Raw genomic sequence first — 16,048 nt, forward strand, 5'->3', positions numbered from 1 at the left:
ATGGTGACGAATGCGTTGCAGCGCGAACTGTATCGGTTGCTCCAAACCGTACCGCTCGCGTATATTCCACAGATTACGCAGCTTCTCGCGCCATGGGATCGTGCGCCTGATCCCCGTGGCCAACAGCAGATACTGGCTGCATTACCAGCCAATGATGCGCTGCACCAGGCGGTTGCCCACCTCTTGCTCGGGTGGTGGCAGGATACCACGCGCTGTTCGGGGTCTCGGCTGAGCGATCTGATCACGACTGGTGCGTATATTTATGCCCAAGAGCGGCAGCACGCACAGCTTGATTTAGTTTGGACTGGGCCAACAAGTCGCGAAGCGGTGCGTCAGACGACCCAAGCATTACTTGACGTAATCCATCGTGCGCAATCGACTTTGCTCTTGATGGCCTTTGCCATCTATGATATCGACCCCATCTTGACCGAGTTGGGACGCGCCGTAGAACGAGGCGTGTCCATCACGTGGATTATTGAACGCTATGATCGTTCTCAATCGCAACCGCATGCCTATCGACTTCCCGCATCGCAGGTGCTCCAGCATCCTCGTTGTACGCTCTACGAATGGCCGTTGACGCAACGGCCACCAACAGCAGCGGATCGGTATGGTGTGATGCATGGCAAATGTGCGGTTGCGGATGAGCGGATCGCGTTGATATCGAGTGCGAATTTTACGCGCTATGCCTTGCACGACAATATTGAGGTTGGGGTCTTAATCGATCATCCAACGCTTCCCGCACGCTTGAGCCGCCATATTCAGGAATTAATCGTGCTGGGCGTGTTTCAACCCATTGAGGACTAACCTCGTTTTGATCTGGCAATGGGGTATGTATCCAGCATTTAAAAAATCGTGCCTATCTCAGACCGACGAACCGAGACTAGTGGGCTGTCTGTTGTCCGATCGAGCACCAACGCACGAAGTCACAATCGCCATTGATGGGCGACAGGAAAGGAACTCTAATGTCACGGTTGCCAAGTGTTGATGGAGATGAAGATGCATGGGGTGATATTCTTAACGAGTATCTCCTTGTCGGGCATCATCCTGATGGAACCCATAAGACAGCGGTCTTCGGAATCTTCAATGTTCACGCTTTTGGGGCGATAGGCGATGGGGTTACCGATGACACCAGTGCCATTCAGGCCGCGTTGAATGCTGCGGCCCCCGTCGGCGGTGTTGTCTGGCTCACCCCTACTGCGCATGCCTATCGGTGTCATGGAGGACTGACCATCCCACCACATGTAACCCTTAAAGGCGGCTACAGTGGCATGCGGCGTGGCCTCCAGCTATGGGGTGAGGCGGCACGTGGCTCGACGCTCCATGTCTACACCACGGATGTCTTTCTGACCATGAGTCATAACACCATTCTTGATGGGGTAGAAATTTTTTATCCCGAGCAGGTTACCCAAGGAACTCCCACACCCTACGGGTGGACGATTCTGGTTCCCTCGAATCAGCATGGAGTCACGATTCGAAACATCACCTGCCCAAACCCCTATCAACTGCTGTCAGTGAATGCTGATGGGATCTTGATTGATAGTATTCAAGGGTATCCACTGATGGTGGGCATAAAACTAGGTCGTGTTGCCGATGTGGCACGTATCACGAATATTCAATTCAATCCTAATGTCTGGGCTGCCGCTGGGGCATCGCTGCGGACGTGGGTTCAAACGACAGGCTTCTGTTTGGATATCGAGCAAGCGGAGGAGTTTATGGTCCAGAATTTCTTCGGCTATGGCTACCTTCGCGGCATCTGGTTCCGTGAGAATCTGAGTAGCACGGGATTCCCTGGCAGTTATGGCAGTATTAATAATTTTGGGTTTGATAGTGTACAAGAAGGCATTATCGTTGAAACCCGTGGTGTCTCCAATCGCCAAGGCGTTTCGCTGAGCAACGGTCGAATTATTCCCTTTGCCGGCACGGTTGGTGCACGCACAGGCATCAAACTATCCGATACAGGGACACCCCAAGGACCCGCGTTGAGTATGAGCAATGTGAGCTTTTTTGGAGCGCATGAACGGTCTATCTGGATTCAGGCGAATTCTGGTGTGCGCATGACTATTCTGGGGGGGCAATCAACCGAATATACCAACGAGATGGTGCTGTGTGAAAGCGCAACAGGCGTGGTGCGCTTAGTGGGCGTTCGCTCGTTCAATGGCATCGGACCACGCATCAATAACCTTGGCGGTGGCAACGTGAGCGATACCGCACCGATGGCACTTTAGGCAAAGGATGATAGCGATGGATTCCACAGCGAATAGTACGGCCTCCGTGTTGGGTAGGCGTGACTTCTTGAAACTCCTCTGCGTCTTGGCAGTTGCTCTTGAAACAACCACGGTAGAGGAAGTGTACAGCCATTCAGTTCCCCCCAAGCATCAGCGTGGCTCTGGCTACGGGGCTGGGCGCTATGGGCGCGGCAAGTATGGAAAATCACCTCCTTTGGAACGCGTCTTCATTCCACATGTCACAAAGTGAGATGGTGGCGTGATTCGCCTATACGCATCGTGTGAGCGAGTACGTGATCATGGACGCGGATTACCATGTGTTGGAGGATGCGATAATGCGTTTCTACGACCGCCTACGCTGGAAACTTGGCTGGCCGAGCATGCCGATCATTGATGCATCTTTGGTCATGAGCGTGGTAGATAACTGCGCATCAACAATGATCAGCAACGATTTATTTGCGGCGAATCGACTATGGAAATAAACCAACCACACTAAGCCATTGCCTTGGTACCATATACCGATCATTGCACATGGCAGTCTTACCCAAGGATTCGTCACTTTTTCATCATCATTAAGGTGTATTTACGCCATTGCAATAGGGTAAAACTGCTCTGCCAACGGGAGTGATCGGTATATGGTACCCACCTATTGACTTAGCTTGAACCAACTCCTTGTTTATACCATTTTTTGGTCAAGAACGAAGAGTATTTACTCATTAGCGATAGAATGGATTGATACATCATCCGTAAATTATGGTTTATGAGTCGTAATAGCGGCAGATCAAACCTGGGATCTACGGCTCGTTTTATTTTAATATTTACTGCTGGTGAAGTCCATAAAATCCTAGAAAATGAATATTTATATTGACAGTTGGTATATAGTTTATTCACGAGCATCTATACCACATAGGGTTATTATCGCCATTGTCTGATCTTCATTCCTCTCATCCATTACCGAGAAGGAGTTGTCAGGTGTCTACATTCTTTCGTTCATTGATGCGCCACGGCTTTCTGCGTCCAATGAGAATTAGCCCGCCACAAAAAGAGATCGAGGATTATGGGCGAGAACACCAAGCAATGCTTACACGCTACCGAGAGCGGGCCGGATTAACCCAACATGCGTTAGGCGTAGGCCTTGGTGTAACAGATGCTTATATTGTACAGTTGGAGGAAAAGCAGGGACAAGTTCTCCAAGAACAGTATGTTGATAAATTTTGTAGTACCGTTAAGCTGTCGCCAGACGAGGCGCTCTCTTTCGATCTCATCCGAAAAGCTGCGCAAGGCGATGAATTCGCCATGCATCGTCTTACAGAACGAGCAGTAAAGATCAGTTGGCGACCCCATGGAGGAAAAATCGTTGCATGGGGTGTTTGTGTTGCCCTTGTGATCGGATATGGGATTGTATTGCAAGGTAACAGCGTATGGGGCAATATGTATCAGGATTCCCAACCATCATTACTCCCTGTAACGCCACCCTTAGCCCATGCCACCGTTATTATCCCAATACCCGTGGTTGTCCCCTATATTGCCTCGTCACCATCACCCGATGCAAATGGGACAAAGCCTCAGGATTCGCCAATACCGCCTCTGACATCGATCCCTGTTACTCCAACAAGGTTGGTGAGTGACATTCCACCAGACAATTCGAATACAAATCAGCGTACAAGGAGTCCTGCTCCGACCGCAACCAAAGAACCGAACTTCGATAGAAGCGCCATTATTGCGTGGAAAGATATGGCAGATCAGCTCTATCGGGATGAAGATTATGCCAAATCGCTTGAATATTATCAACAAATACTTGCTGCTAATATGCCGACTCTTACCATCGAGCATCCTGATTTATTCTTCTATGTAAATGTATATATTAGTGTTTGTAATATCTATTTCAAACAGCGTGATTATAATAATACACTTTTGTATTGTAATAACGTGATTAAATATACCCCTGATGTGACTGGAAATTATGGTGTTATTGGAAATGCGTATATTATCATTGGTTACACCTACTATTTTTTAAGTGATTATAATTCTTCAATTGATACGTTTTCAAAGGTTATACAATTGATGGAAAAAGATTCTGTTGGATATTACGGGCTAGCCATTAATTTTATTGAAACAAACGCTATATCAGAAGCAAAAAATAATTTCCAACGATGTATTGATGAGAATAGTGATCAGACGATTGTTGCTGAATGTCGATTATTGTTGGCTGGACTAGTAAATCGCTAGGGGTAGGATATCGACCTGCTACTGACGTTTTGGTTAACAGTTATGATCGAACTCCAGTGCTGCATAAATTAAGCAACACTTACGACGGAAGTAATTGAATTGGTTGGGATAGGAGCCTACGGGCCGAAGCTCAGTTCTGATTCGGACGAGCGGACAAGACCATTCATGTTCATAAGGAGCTTTCTATTACTACTAGGTGCATGATACTTTATTTGTTGGTCAACAATCTGTAGCTGATCACGAATCTTGGTGGGTGAATTAGGCTTTACATTAACACGTCATTCCTCTACACCCAAACCAGAGTTGCCCCACGGATGAAGAAAGGTTGTTTGTATGGCTGCTATTACCACTAGTTCAGTCAACGTCGATCATTCTGAGTTGTATGGCCCGGTCGTTGGGGTCAATTTAGGCACGATTCTCTATGGTCGCCCACCAGACGATGTTGAGCGCAAACGCTTGGTGTACTACTTGGATCAGGTAACGAAAAGCCACAATACGATGCGCGTGGTTGGGGTTGATTCGGCGCACCTTAAATCGGGCATTGATTTAGCGTCGGTGTATATGATGCTGGCAGTGCAGGGCCGTTATCGGGTGGTACGCCCACTCACAGAGGAAGAAATTGCGACCTATCATCAGCAGCGATTGAAACTTCTCGAAGAACTAAGCGCTGATCGCTGTTTACCGGATCACGCAATTGTTACTGTTAACCGTGATCGATCCGGTGGATTAGCCTTGTTTCGCGCTGAACTTGCAACTGAGACGGTCTTGGAACACCAGCACCTTGTCTTATGCGGTGCACCGGGGAGCGGGAAATCGACCTTTGCCAAACATTTGGTGTGGGCATTGGCGCAACGAGGGCTTGATCAGATTAACCGACAGACCAGCTTGCTTGGCTGGAATGATCAACGCCGTTTGTTGCCAGTATTGATACCGTTGCGCAAAATATCAGGCGCGTTGGTTGGTAAAGATTTAGGATTGAATGGCACACCACACATCGGACTGCTGCTCGATGCGGTGTCCGCCCATCTTCATGATCAATATGGGCTAACACATCCGCCTGAGCTATTAGAGGCTGGCTTGGCTCGCTCGATGAAGGTATTGTTCGTGTTTGATGGATTGGATGAAGTGCCACTTGAATCCAATATGCAGAGTATTGATCGCCGATCACTGTTGACTTTTTTGCGTTTGTTTGCAAATTGTTATAATGCACGCGTCCTTATTACCTGTCGCTCACGGGCATGGACGGAAGAGTATGACCATATTACCCAATGGCCGATGGCCGAATTAGCTCCCCTGAGCGGCGGTCAAATTTCCCAGTTTATCAATGATTGGTTTCCTCAGTTGCATACTAAAGGTCTCATTGACCGTGAGGCCATTGAGCGCTATAGCTACCGCTTATTGCAAGCCTTGCACGACCCCCTCCGCAAGAAATTACGTGCCATGGCCGAAAATCCGTTGTTGCTGAGTATGATGATTTTTGTGCTGGCGAAAAAGGGGATCTTGCCCCGCGACCGTCATAGCCTGTACGAAGATATCTTAAAGCAGCTGTTGGGCGAATGGGATACCGCTAGTCGCGATGGTCAGAATTTGGGACAGGCAATTGGCGATGAACGTATTACTGGTGAGGAGTTACGTGATCAAGTCTTCGATCGGCTGTGTTATCAGGCGCATTTAACGACCACGTCAGTGGATGGCCGTGGGCGGATTCCAAGCCGTGAGCTGAAAGCAGACTTGATGGAATATTTTGCCCGGGTCAATGTGGCCGACCCCTATCGGGCAGCGGAACGCTGTATTGCCTATATCGATCAGTGTAGTGGCTTGCTTCAGCCAGAGGATGCGGGTAATGTGTATGCCTTTGCGCACGTGACCCTGCAAGAGCATAGCGCCGGTCGCCACCTGTTGTTGTATGAATCGCTCGATCAATTGTTGTCCTTGCGTCGCGATGATCGCTGGCGTGAGCCGATCTTTTTAGGGGTTGGGTGTCTGACGAAAGCAAGTCTTGGGAGTGCAAAAATTGAACAAGTCCTGACCGCGTTGGTTGATCCTGATGCCTATGAAGCCGGAGCTATGCATCAGTATGACTGGTATCGCGATTTGATTTTGGCGGCTGAGTTGGGAGCCGATTGCGATTGGGGCTTGTTGCGTGGCAAGCAGATCAAGGTTGATCGGATTCAGCGACGGCTACGGGAAGGCCTCGTCAAACTGCTTGAAGACCATGTCCATGCGCAAGCCGCGCTCGATTATGCGCAAGGCCAAGCGATGGAGCCAGCACCGTTGTTGGTGCAAGAGCGTCAAAAGGCAGCCGAACTGTTGGCCGGGTTGGGTGACCCGCGCTACCCGGTGAGCATCGAGCAATGGCACCAAGCAACGCGCGAGCTTTCGCAGCAGTTTGGCCGTGAGGGTTTGCACTACTGGCGGTATGTCCCTGCGGGTCGCTATCAGGTCGGCGGATGGAATGACCAAGAACAGCCGATCTCCGTTGAGCTTCAGTCCTACTGGGTCGGGCGCTTGATGATCACGGTGGAGCAATATCGGGCGTTTATGGAGGCAGGCGGCTATAGTAACGATGCCTGGTGGACGGATCATGGCTGTGCGTATAAAAAGAAGCATGCACGAACGGAACCAAACTGGTGGAAACCGCAAACTGAACAGGAATATCTGAATCAGCCGGTGTATGGCATCATGTGGTATGAGGCTGTAGCCTATTGTCAATGGCTGAATCAACAACTTGTGACACTGTTACCACACGGGTATCGTATTTGTCTGGCCAGCGAGGTGGAATGGGAAGTTTCTGCCTATAACGCTCATGGCCAACGCCAATCCTACCCTTGGGGCGAACAGCCAGCCACACCGGAACATGCGGTCTATGATTGGAGCAAGGAAACCCGCCCCTTATCCGTTGGTTTAGGATTGCTTGGCCAAGCTGCTTGTGGGGTTCTGGATAGTGTTGGCAATTTGTGGGAATGGACTGCCACTCCATATCAGGGGGAACGTATTGGGGAAGTACAAGCCGTTAAGGATAGTGACAATAGGATGATAATGCGTGGTGGTGGCTCATATTATGAAAATAGGATAAATGTTCTTTGTGCGGCGCGTCATGGGGGTATTCCTGATTACACCTACGGCAACCAAGGATTTCGTTGTATTCTCGCTCCTCGTTCATCGGTTCGCAATGCTGAATACTGGGTGTTGTCTAACCATGGTAACTGGGCGGAACGTATTATGGTTCATATCTTTAAGGGGTGAGGACAAGCTTGACTCTCCTAAGTAACTAATGTAATGGTCGTGGAGACGATCGCACCAGTTACCTAGGAGAGTCAAGCTTCGGTTTGGGCCTAGCTGATCTAATTTATCGGACGGTGTGCTCAACCAAGACTTGCGACGCTTATGGTTAAGGACTAACTCAACGTTGTGATCTCACCTTGGCTGATAGTCGTTGTATCGAGTTAAGACCGATGATAGCGAAGGATTGGTGAGTACATCGGTAGTTGCGGTTGATCTGGGAATCGATGATGGGATAGTCAAATGCTCTTTGCACACCCATCGTCATTCAAGATACGGCAGGCAGCGCTCGATCAGCGTTTATTCTTATCGCCGTTTATTAGACCCAGAAGATTAAGCCCTGCAATAGCTCTTTGACCATTACAGATTCGTGTTTTTAAAGGCGATATTCCATAATGCATAAAAATGAGCATTAATTCATACTGAAGATCGATCGAAAAGGGTTAATAGATATCAACTTTCATTAATTTTCTTGACATAATTTATAGATCCTTCATGCAGGGAATTTTTCAACGCCCATGCCAAAAATCGCCTGTATGTGGCTCTGGAGAGGATGAACCTAAAAGGAGTCAATCATGCAGAAAGCTGAAGCATTAGCACAGATTGAATTGATCATTGACGACTTGTCGAATGGCGAATTATTCGATGCGGTGGGTGAAGATGGCTATTTATTGCTCCGCGAGGCGTTGGAAGTGGTGCAATTGGCCTTGCAGGGGCGGCTGTTACCGAGCGAGGCCCATCGGCATGTGTTGATGGATATCATTAATCAGCAATTGACCAACCCACCTGATGCGTTCCCGAATTGATGGGCGAATCACGATCAGAACGAGGGTATCGGTAGGATTGCATTACCGCGCTTCGTGTGCTGACCATCGTGCTGGAGGAACCGCTACGATGACCCATAGGATTGATGAACCACAATGGGTATTAGTTAATGAAACCCTACATGCGCTTGCTGATTTTGCTCACCTGCCCCCAAGCCAGCGCCCAGCCGCTATCTGCCCCGTGTGCCGTGAACCGGTATTGCTCAAGCTCGGGAGCAAGCGCACCCATCATTATGCCCATTATACCGGGGCGACCTGTGCCACAACGAACCCTGAAACCGCCCTCCACTTAAATACCAAATGTTATCTTGCTACGCAGCTGCGGAATGCCACAGCGCTGCGGATTGCGATCCCATGTCAGAATCGCTGTGGTGCATCGTCACGGCGACCGTGGTTACAGCAGTGGGATACGGTTGCGATTGAATATCGCATGGATAGTTATCGCCCCGATATCGCACTCATCCGTCAGGGGAAGGTGATTGGGGCAATTGAGGTCGTGGTGACCCATCCTGTTGATGAGGTCAAGCAAGCCTATTTTGCCCAAGAGGCTGTCGAGTGGATTGAGGTTGCTGGCAATGCGCGACTTTATGAGGCGAAGGTTCCATGGCGGGCGGAAGACCCACTCCTGATTATCGAAGGGCGCGGCAGCCCGCCACGCTGGATGTGTAAGCGCTGTCAAGCCGCTGAAGCTGCCGCGCAGCGGGCAGCACAGAAGGCCCAGATCGCACTGCTGGCCGCGCAAGCACAGAAGGCCGTTGCCGAAGAGAAGGCACAGGCCGCACTGTTGGCTGCGCAAGAGCGGGAAGCCGTTGCCAAAGAAAAAGCGCAAGCCGCACAAGCGCAGAAAGCCGCTGCCGAAGAAACGATGCTGTCTGTGCAAGGAAAGCCTAATCGACAAGAAATCCAGTTCGTTAAGCTGATCGATTTTTATTTTCCGGCGGGGAAGAAAGTCCGTGAGGTCTATTACATTCTGCATCATTATCACAAGCATGTCGTGACCCAAATCGTGCTTACGACCGCCAACGGAGAGGTGATAGTGCATGCAGGTGCATCACAATCGAAATCCACCATTAAGAACGGGCTTTTTATCTATTTGCAACGACATGTCAAACGCTATCTTGAGCAAGCGCAGCCCATAACGCATGATGCATCGCTGGGGTGGCAACGCTGGGTGGATGAGGTGCCATTTGTGGCCACGGATACGAATCGGTTTCCGTTTCGCTATGTGTGGGATGCAGCCCAACAGGCATGGGTCGATGCTCGACCCGCGCAGTAACGGAATGGTGGCTGTAGGGCAACTGCGATGAAGATTGTTTCGGTATAGCTAGGAGCACATGTGATGACTTCAGAGGCATGGGTTGCAATAGTAAGTATTACTGTATCTGCTGCTCTCACTATGGGTACAATAATCATTATGACAAAGGAGCGGCGGTCTCCACTGCGTCAGGCGCTGTATACCAAACAATTAGAACTTTATTTTGAGTTAGTTCATCGTATTATCAAGATAACCGATCTTATTTCTGCCACCTTACGGGATGAAAGCGGCTATTATCACCATGAGTATATTAAGGCTGCAATGATGGATGATCCAGCGTATGGGTTTGAAGAGGAACCTCTTGGCGACTATCAATATCAAGTCGATCATAAAATAGTAACGCCCGAAATCAGACGGTTATATTATGAAATTACGGCAAAGATGGAAGTTTGGATGAACTTTCTGCCTGAACAAATAAGCCGTGATATATGGACCTTCACACAGTATATCTATGATCATGGAATAGATCCCGAGAGAGATTCAGATTATTTTGACCCTGATGAATCCAAAGAGTTCCTTAATAAACAAACAAAAAATATTGTTGCAGGTATTCAACAGCACCTCGGTATTAAGGAACTTTCGAATGATATTCTCGATCTCGTTAAATCTCGGCACGCAAATAAAAAGAGTCGGAAGAAGTGATATTCATCATTCATGGTGCAGACCGAGGCTCAATTTGTATGTATGCAGAGCGAGTGAGGGATCGAATTTTTTCCACGCGCTCCCCGCCGAAGTCACCGTTTGGTCGTCGAGCGTTCGTGGGCGAGCATTTCGGCAAACGTGATCACGGATTGCCGATCAGGGGGTGATAGCTGGGCCAACGGCGCAAGGCAAGAGAGCTACCGTGATGATTGTATTTGTAAGCTTTCTGTAAGATTTGATACCCATACATCTATCTATACTTAGATAGACAAAAAATCGATCTTTTGGAGGATAGTATGCACCATCTACGGTGGGTCATGCTCGGTATGCTTGGGTTGAGTTTGTTGTCAGCCTGTGGAAGTGCAACAAACCCCACTGCGCCTTCAGCACCAAGGGTTGCGGCTACGATGAGCACCGCCGCGACGGTAACCGCCAGTGTGGCCGACGCAGGCAGTGCCAACCAAGGATCAACCATCATTCCCGCACCGCCGAGTACGACGGAACCAACGGTTGTCCCCACCGTCGCGAACCTTGCAGCGTGGCAAACGTTGCCATTAATTAATGCGCGAACTGGTGAATCGTTTACCCTCGCAGATTTTCATGGCAAGACCATCTATATCGAACCGATGGCAACGTGGTGTAGCAATTGTCGGAAACAGCTTACCATTGTTGCTGAGACGCAAGCCCAACTGAAGAATCCCGACGTTGTGTTTATTGGGCTCAGCGTTGAAACTGATCTGGCCGCAAGCGATCTCGCGGCCTATGCTGATGCTGCGGGGTTTGATTGGCTTTTTGCGGTGAGTACGCCCGAGCTGTTGCGCGAATTAACCGCAGTCTTTGGTCGAACCATCACCAATCCTCCGGCAACACCCCATTTTATTATTCGCCCTGATGGAACCACGACTGAACTCAGCACGGGAATCGAGCCAAGCGATGGCTTAATCAGGGCACTGCAAGCAGCAGGAGCAACGGCCCCATGAGCCAGTATTTTGAGGCTTTTCTGTTGGGCAATGGGGCGATTCTCGGCAATGTGTGTATGTTGCCACTCTACCCTGGGATGCTAGCCTATGTGGCAGGAACGCAACAACAGGCGCGGCCTGCGTGGTTTATGGCCGGATTGGGAATCTTGGTGCTGAGTGGCATTTTAACCCTCATGGTGGTGGTTGGCTTGATCGCATTTGTATTGCAACAATCGCTGAGCACGATGTTGCCCGTGCTTTTACCGCTGCTCTATGGCACGGTGATAATCCTAGGTATTTTGCTGCTGCTTGATCGCAATCCATTTACCCGGATAAGCCAACTCCAGATACCGATTATGCGCCATCCAGCGGCGGGTGCGTTTATCTATGGGCTTGGTTTAGGCCCAATGACCCTGCCCTGTACTGGCCCGTTAGTCATGAGTGCCTTTCTCTTGGGTGTCGGCGATCCACTAGCCGTGATTGACGGAATCCTCTACTTTGTATGGTTTGGCGTGGGTTTTGGCTGGCCGCTGGTGGTATTGCCCGTCTTTGCCCAACCGATGCAACGGGCGTTTACCAAGTGGACAACCCGTTCGCATAGGTGGCTCAATCGCTTCTCCGGAATCGTGCTTGTGGCAATTGGGCTATTTGGGATTGTGGTGGAAGTGCTGCCCAATCTATAGCTGCATTAGCATAGAACGACGCTAAGCCATTGAATATGAGGTCGCGATTGAGTGTGCCACGCCCTATCGGAGCAAAGGTCTCACAATGCAGCAGGCGGTCAAGAATGGCAGCCATTATGCTTTGTGGGATGCGTAGTTCATAGTATTTTTTTCACGCACTCGATGTGAGTGTACCAACCCAGATCGCCCCGAAATAGTACAGCGAACAGGCGTGCTGCATGATGACTGGCGAGGTGTGAGCCGATTATCTGAAAATTCGTGCTTACGGCGTGCACGACCATGGAATAATTGTTTACGAGCCGAAGAAAAAGCGCCTGACGAGCGCGAGCGCATGGTGGCCAGCGGCGGTTCTGGCAGGCGACGGTGCATTGACGATTGGCCGCATTCTGTCATGGTATTAAACGCAGATCTCTCCGGTTTGCTGCATTGAACACCTGTGTGGTCTGATTTCAGGCCACACTCCTCATATCCAGCGTGTTTTGTGGTCTCTTGATGTCGTCAATGGGTTCTTTGGGACAAAACGCGCTCTAGAACGACGAACAAGCGTCGTCATCCAGTGTTCTGATGGCAGCGCAGAGCCGTTAGCCGTTGCACTAAGAACGTTCCAGAACCTCACGCTCCTGACGGACGGTGATCATGTCCTTCATACTCGATACGAATCACAGGATGGCGTTGTGGGAGCGGCGGGTATTTGCGGGCGAGGATGCTGATGACGAAGGCCATGACACATGCAAGCATGATACCCCCTGTTCCGCCGACCATCAGCCATGGAATGCGGGCGGCATCCTCGGCCCATGGGGCAGGGAAGGTGTGTTCGAATCGTCGGATAAGCCGCTCGGTATGGCTGGCCACGACCAAACATAGCGGCATGAGTATGGCCGTCATGATCAGCATGCACCCCCATGCACTCCGCCAGAAGCGCGTCGTCGCAGCAACGATGCCAATGAAGACGAGCATGACAAGGAGGAGCATAATGCCCAGCTCACTGGCAATAACGGAATCCCCAAGAATATGGAGCGGGCCGGACAGGGGCTTTCGGAAGCCAGCACGATGGAACAAACCGATGATACAACTGCTGATACCGCCGATCCAGAGGAGCCAGATTCCCCATGTGCGCGGAATGTGGCGGGGGGATGGAGAGACATGATAGGTCATAGTAGCTCCTTCCTACGAGTAACACCAGCGAGAAAGCGAGCCGTTGCGCCATTGATAGGCTATCGATGGCGTGCCAATAGATCGTGATTGTGAGCGCTGGTCGCCGATCTTCTTTCAGTATAGGAACGGGGGCTGGTGCTGTCAATGATGCCCGGATGCGCACGCACAATCACCTGTGCAGCACGGGCGGCGCTCAGTCTGGACCCGAATTCAGGCGGAGCCTCCGCCTATGCGCAAAAGCTGGTGCGATCACGGCGGGCCAAGGCCGCTGCCCAGCAACGCAACAACGCCAGAGGAACGAGCACGGCGACGAAAAAGCGCTTGACGAGCGTGCGAACATGTAGTCAAGCAACGGTCAATCGACGATTGGCGGCGTTTTGTGCGGGCGATCCGTTGTATGCGAGCGCGTGAAGCGCGGCTGCTGGCCATCCCATGCGATGGGGCAGGCGTAGTATTGAGCACGACCGATGGGCAGTGCCCACACCATCGGTCACACGATGCTACGCGTGGGTAGCGATGGATCAGGAATGTGATCCGAAGGACGGAGTATCACCATGAATCCGCTCCATATTTTGTTGGTTGAAGATCATGCCATGAATCGCGACATGTTAACGCGGCGCTTAGAACGGCACGGCTATACGGTCTCGCTCGCCCTGAATGGGGCAGACGCGGTGGTGATGGCGGAGGCCGTCATGCCTGATGTGATAGTGATGGATATGAGTTTGCCGATCGTTGATGGGTGGGCAGCCACGCAGCAGTTGAAAGCGCGGCCATCGGTGCAGGGGATTCCGGTGATTGCGGTGACGGCGCATGCAATGGCGGGGGATCGCGAACGCTGTTTGGCGGCAGGGTGTAGCGACTATGAGGCGAAGCCGCTTGACTTTCGCCGCTTGATTGACAAGATTGAGGCGTGGGGCGGGGCGTATCGGCTGAATCCATAGGACGGCGACGAACAGCGCGGCGGTGCGGATGCCTATGCGCAAAAACTGGCGCGATCACGGCGAGCTAAGGAAGCGGCGAAAAAGCGCACGAACAACACCGGAGGAACGAGCACGGCGACGAAAAAGTCCGCGACGAGTGTGCGGACATGCAGCCAAGCAACGGTGCAGCGACGATTGGCCGCGTTTTGTGCGGGCGATCCATTCTACGCGAGTGCATAAATTGATTCGGCGAGGAATCAATTCGGGGTGTTGGCCATGCAGGGTTGGTAAGGAGAGCACAAAAAACTCGGGGGCACTACCCCGAAAACGGCAGCGCTGGCGGAATCAACGGCTCAGATCGGAAACCCGCATACCACCCGCGAACGGTTGCCTCCCAGTCACCATTGAGCACCTGGGTTCGGACTTGCAACAGCAGATGTGCTCCTTTCGGTGTCCACTGCATTTGTTGTTTTTTGACCATGCGTTTGCTGACCACATACTTCACCGTTGACTCGACAAAGCTGGTACTAATCCGCTCGCCCTGCCGATAACGCTCCCCATAATTGATAATTGACCCGCTGTTGTGGTCAATATAGGTGCTCAGGTCGTGGACATACCGCCCCATCGTTGCCGCTGCCGCGCTCCCCGGCTGGATGGTGATTGCCCCATCCTCATCGTCATCCCAACCATCTAACCACTCGGCAAGCGTGTCCACGGCCTCCAACGCGCTGGCCGTATTGCCATGCCAGAGGTGATGTTTAATCCGTTCGATGCTATCTGCCAGTGACGGTCCATCCCAAGGTGGGTAGTCCGGACGGACGGGAAGCCCGCGAGCGCACTGCTGGAGCACCGTTAGCCGCATCGTGAGATGAAACCAATCCAGCACGTGCTCGGCCTGCGGGTACAGGTCATCGGGCAGGCGGCGGACGGTATCACCGCCATCCGTGAAGAAGGTCACCTGCTGATTGGCTTGCATGCCCTGGGATCGGAGCAGGTCAAACAGTCGCCGTCGGGGCTTGCGATCATAGCGCTGCACCAAGGCGAAACATTTACTGGTTGGCGGCATGCCCTCCGGCGCATCCCGGCGAAAGGCGAGGATACTTTTGCCTGCGATGACCTCAAACAGATTGGCCGTCTGTGCCCCACAACTGCCCCGCCGTGCGCGGAGAATCGCCCCGTCGAGTCCGACGGACAGCGGCCCATCAGGCATGGGCAAGCGATCACGCTCGGCTTGGCAGGTATCCCAAACCATCACCCGATCATCACCGAGTTGCTGTTCAAGCCGCTGGGCATCGTGGAGCAGGTGATTGCGCACCGTCGTTGCGTTGTGCGTCGCATCGATGGGCAACACCTCGTGGATAAGCCGCGTCGCGAGGCCATAGGCCATGAGGCTGGCCCATTTCGTCTCAAGATAGCGCAATTCGGGACTGACCCGCTCAGGGAGCAGCTGGGCGAGGGGACGCACGGTTTTGGTTGCGGTCGCGTGCGGCTGACAGGCACACTGATACCAGCGGGGGTTGGCGACCGCAACGCGGCCAAAGAGCGTCCGGAAGGGGGCCGTGGTCTGCTGTTTTATCCGGCGTGGCGTGGCACAGGTAGGACAGGGCCGGTGCTGCGCGAGGTAGGCGGTGACTTGGTGGGTGACCAGCGCCTGTTGAGTCTGCTGCAACAGCTGTTTGCTCTCGGCGAGACTGTACAATAGCGTGTGTATTTGGTTCCCAACCCAAAGACGAGCATTTCCAGAATAGGCTTGTAAGGGGATACCATGCCACGAGCAAAACACAAACCCGCACCAACGACCGCCGACCAACCCG

General features: G+C 51.7%; 14 protein-coding genes. 12 read left to right on the forward strand and 2 right to left on the reverse strand.

Features of this window, described 5'->3' with window-relative positions:
• From drmC to ABEB26_RS24080, 10 genes are all read left to right on the forward strand, one after another.
• Nucleotides 1-804: a DISARM system phospholipase D-like protein DrmC gene (gene drmC / locus ABEB26_RS24035; protein ID WP_345724633.1), complete on the forward strand. Its 804-nt coding sequence runs from the start codon at nucleotides 1-3 to the stop codon at nucleotides 802-804.
• Nucleotides 805-962: 158 nt separating this feature from the next.
• Complete coding sequence (locus ABEB26_RS24040; RefSeq protein ID WP_345724634.1) at nucleotides 963-2,225, forward strand: glycosyl hydrolase family 28-related protein; 1,263 nt, start codon at nucleotides 963-965, stop codon at nucleotides 2,223-2,225.
• A gap of 335 nt (nucleotides 2,226-2,560) precedes the next feature.
• The gene (locus tag ABEB26_RS24045; protein WP_345724635.1) at nucleotides 2,561-2,707 is read left to right on the forward strand and encodes a hypothetical protein; all 147 of its coding nucleotides are present in this window, start codon (nucleotides 2,561-2,563) and stop codon (nucleotides 2,705-2,707) included.
• A 490-nt stretch (nucleotides 2,708-3,197) separates the two neighbouring features.
• Entirely contained in the window at nucleotides 3,198-4,454 is a 1,257-nt protein-coding gene (locus ABEB26_RS24050) for a helix-turn-helix domain-containing protein (RefSeq protein ID WP_345724636.1), read from the forward strand.
• A 333-nt stretch (nucleotides 4,455-4,787) separates the two neighbouring features.
• Nucleotides 4,788-7,700, forward strand: coding sequence for an NACHT domain-containing protein (locus ABEB26_RS24055; protein WP_345724637.1), 2,913 nt, complete (start codon nucleotides 4,788-4,790; stop codon nucleotides 7,698-7,700).
• Between the two features lie 611 nt (nucleotides 7,701-8,311).
• The gene (locus ABEB26_RS24060) at nucleotides 8,312-8,542 is read left to right on the forward strand and encodes a hypothetical protein (protein WP_345724638.1); all 231 of its coding nucleotides are present in this window, start codon (nucleotides 8,312-8,314) and stop codon (nucleotides 8,540-8,542) included.
• 88 nt (nucleotides 8,543-8,630) lie between these two features.
• The gene (locus ABEB26_RS24065) at nucleotides 8,631-9,836 is read left to right on the forward strand and encodes a competence protein CoiA family protein (RefSeq protein WP_345724639.1); all 1,206 of its coding nucleotides are present in this window, start codon (nucleotides 8,631-8,633) and stop codon (nucleotides 9,834-9,836) included.
• Between the two features lie 63 nt (nucleotides 9,837-9,899).
• Nucleotides 9,900-10,517, forward strand: a complete 618-nt coding sequence (locus ABEB26_RS24070; protein ID WP_345724640.1) for a hypothetical protein — start codon at nucleotides 9,900-9,902, stop codon at nucleotides 10,515-10,517.
• 296 nt (nucleotides 10,518-10,813) lie between these two features.
• On the forward strand, nucleotides 10,814-11,497 hold the full coding sequence (locus ABEB26_RS24075) for a TlpA family protein disulfide reductase (protein ID WP_345724641.1): 684 nt from the start codon (nucleotides 10,814-10,816) through the stop codon (nucleotides 11,495-11,497).
• Nucleotides 11,494-12,159, forward strand: a complete 666-nt coding sequence (locus ABEB26_RS24080; protein WP_345724642.1) for a cytochrome c biogenesis CcdA family protein — start codon at nucleotides 11,494-11,496, stop codon at nucleotides 12,157-12,159. The genes ABEB26_RS24075 and ABEB26_RS24080 overlap by 4 nt, the downstream gene beginning before the upstream one ends.
• Before the next feature lie 612 nt (nucleotides 12,160-12,771).
• Here the strand turns inward: ABEB26_RS24080 and ABEB26_RS24085 are convergent.
• Nucleotides 12,772-13,314 carry a hypothetical protein gene (locus ABEB26_RS24085; RefSeq protein ID WP_345724643.1) on the reverse strand — a complete coding sequence of 181 codons (543 nt, stop codon included), beginning with the start codon at nucleotides 13,312-13,314 and terminating at the stop codon, nucleotides 12,772-12,774.
• A 144-nt stretch (nucleotides 13,315-13,458) separates the two neighbouring features.
• Here ABEB26_RS24085 and ABEB26_RS24090 point away from each other — a divergent pair, with 144 nt between their 5' ends.
• Together ABEB26_RS24090 and ABEB26_RS24095 are read left to right on the forward strand one after the other, a co-directional pair.
• Nucleotides 13,459-13,725 carry a hypothetical protein gene (locus ABEB26_RS24090; RefSeq protein WP_345724644.1) on the forward strand — a complete coding sequence of 89 codons (267 nt, stop codon included), beginning with the start codon at nucleotides 13,459-13,461 and terminating at the stop codon, nucleotides 13,723-13,725.
• Nucleotides 13,726-13,868: 143 nt separating this feature from the next.
• Nucleotides 13,869-14,255, forward strand: a complete 387-nt coding sequence (locus ABEB26_RS24095) for a response regulator (RefSeq protein WP_345724645.1) — start codon at nucleotides 13,869-13,871, stop codon at nucleotides 14,253-14,255.
• A gap of 295 nt (nucleotides 14,256-14,550) precedes the next feature.
• Here ABEB26_RS24095 and ABEB26_RS24100 read toward each other — a convergent pair.
• On the reverse strand, nucleotides 14,551-16,048 hold a 1,498-nt coding region (locus ABEB26_RS24100), incomplete at its 5' end, for an ISKra4 family transposase (protein WP_345724646.1).

Origin of the sequence: Herpetosiphon gulosus (genome assembly GCF_039545135.1) — a bacterium.
GTDB classification, from domain to species: domain Bacteria; phylum Chloroflexota; class Chloroflexia; order Chloroflexales; family Herpetosiphonaceae; genus Herpetosiphon; species Herpetosiphon gulosus.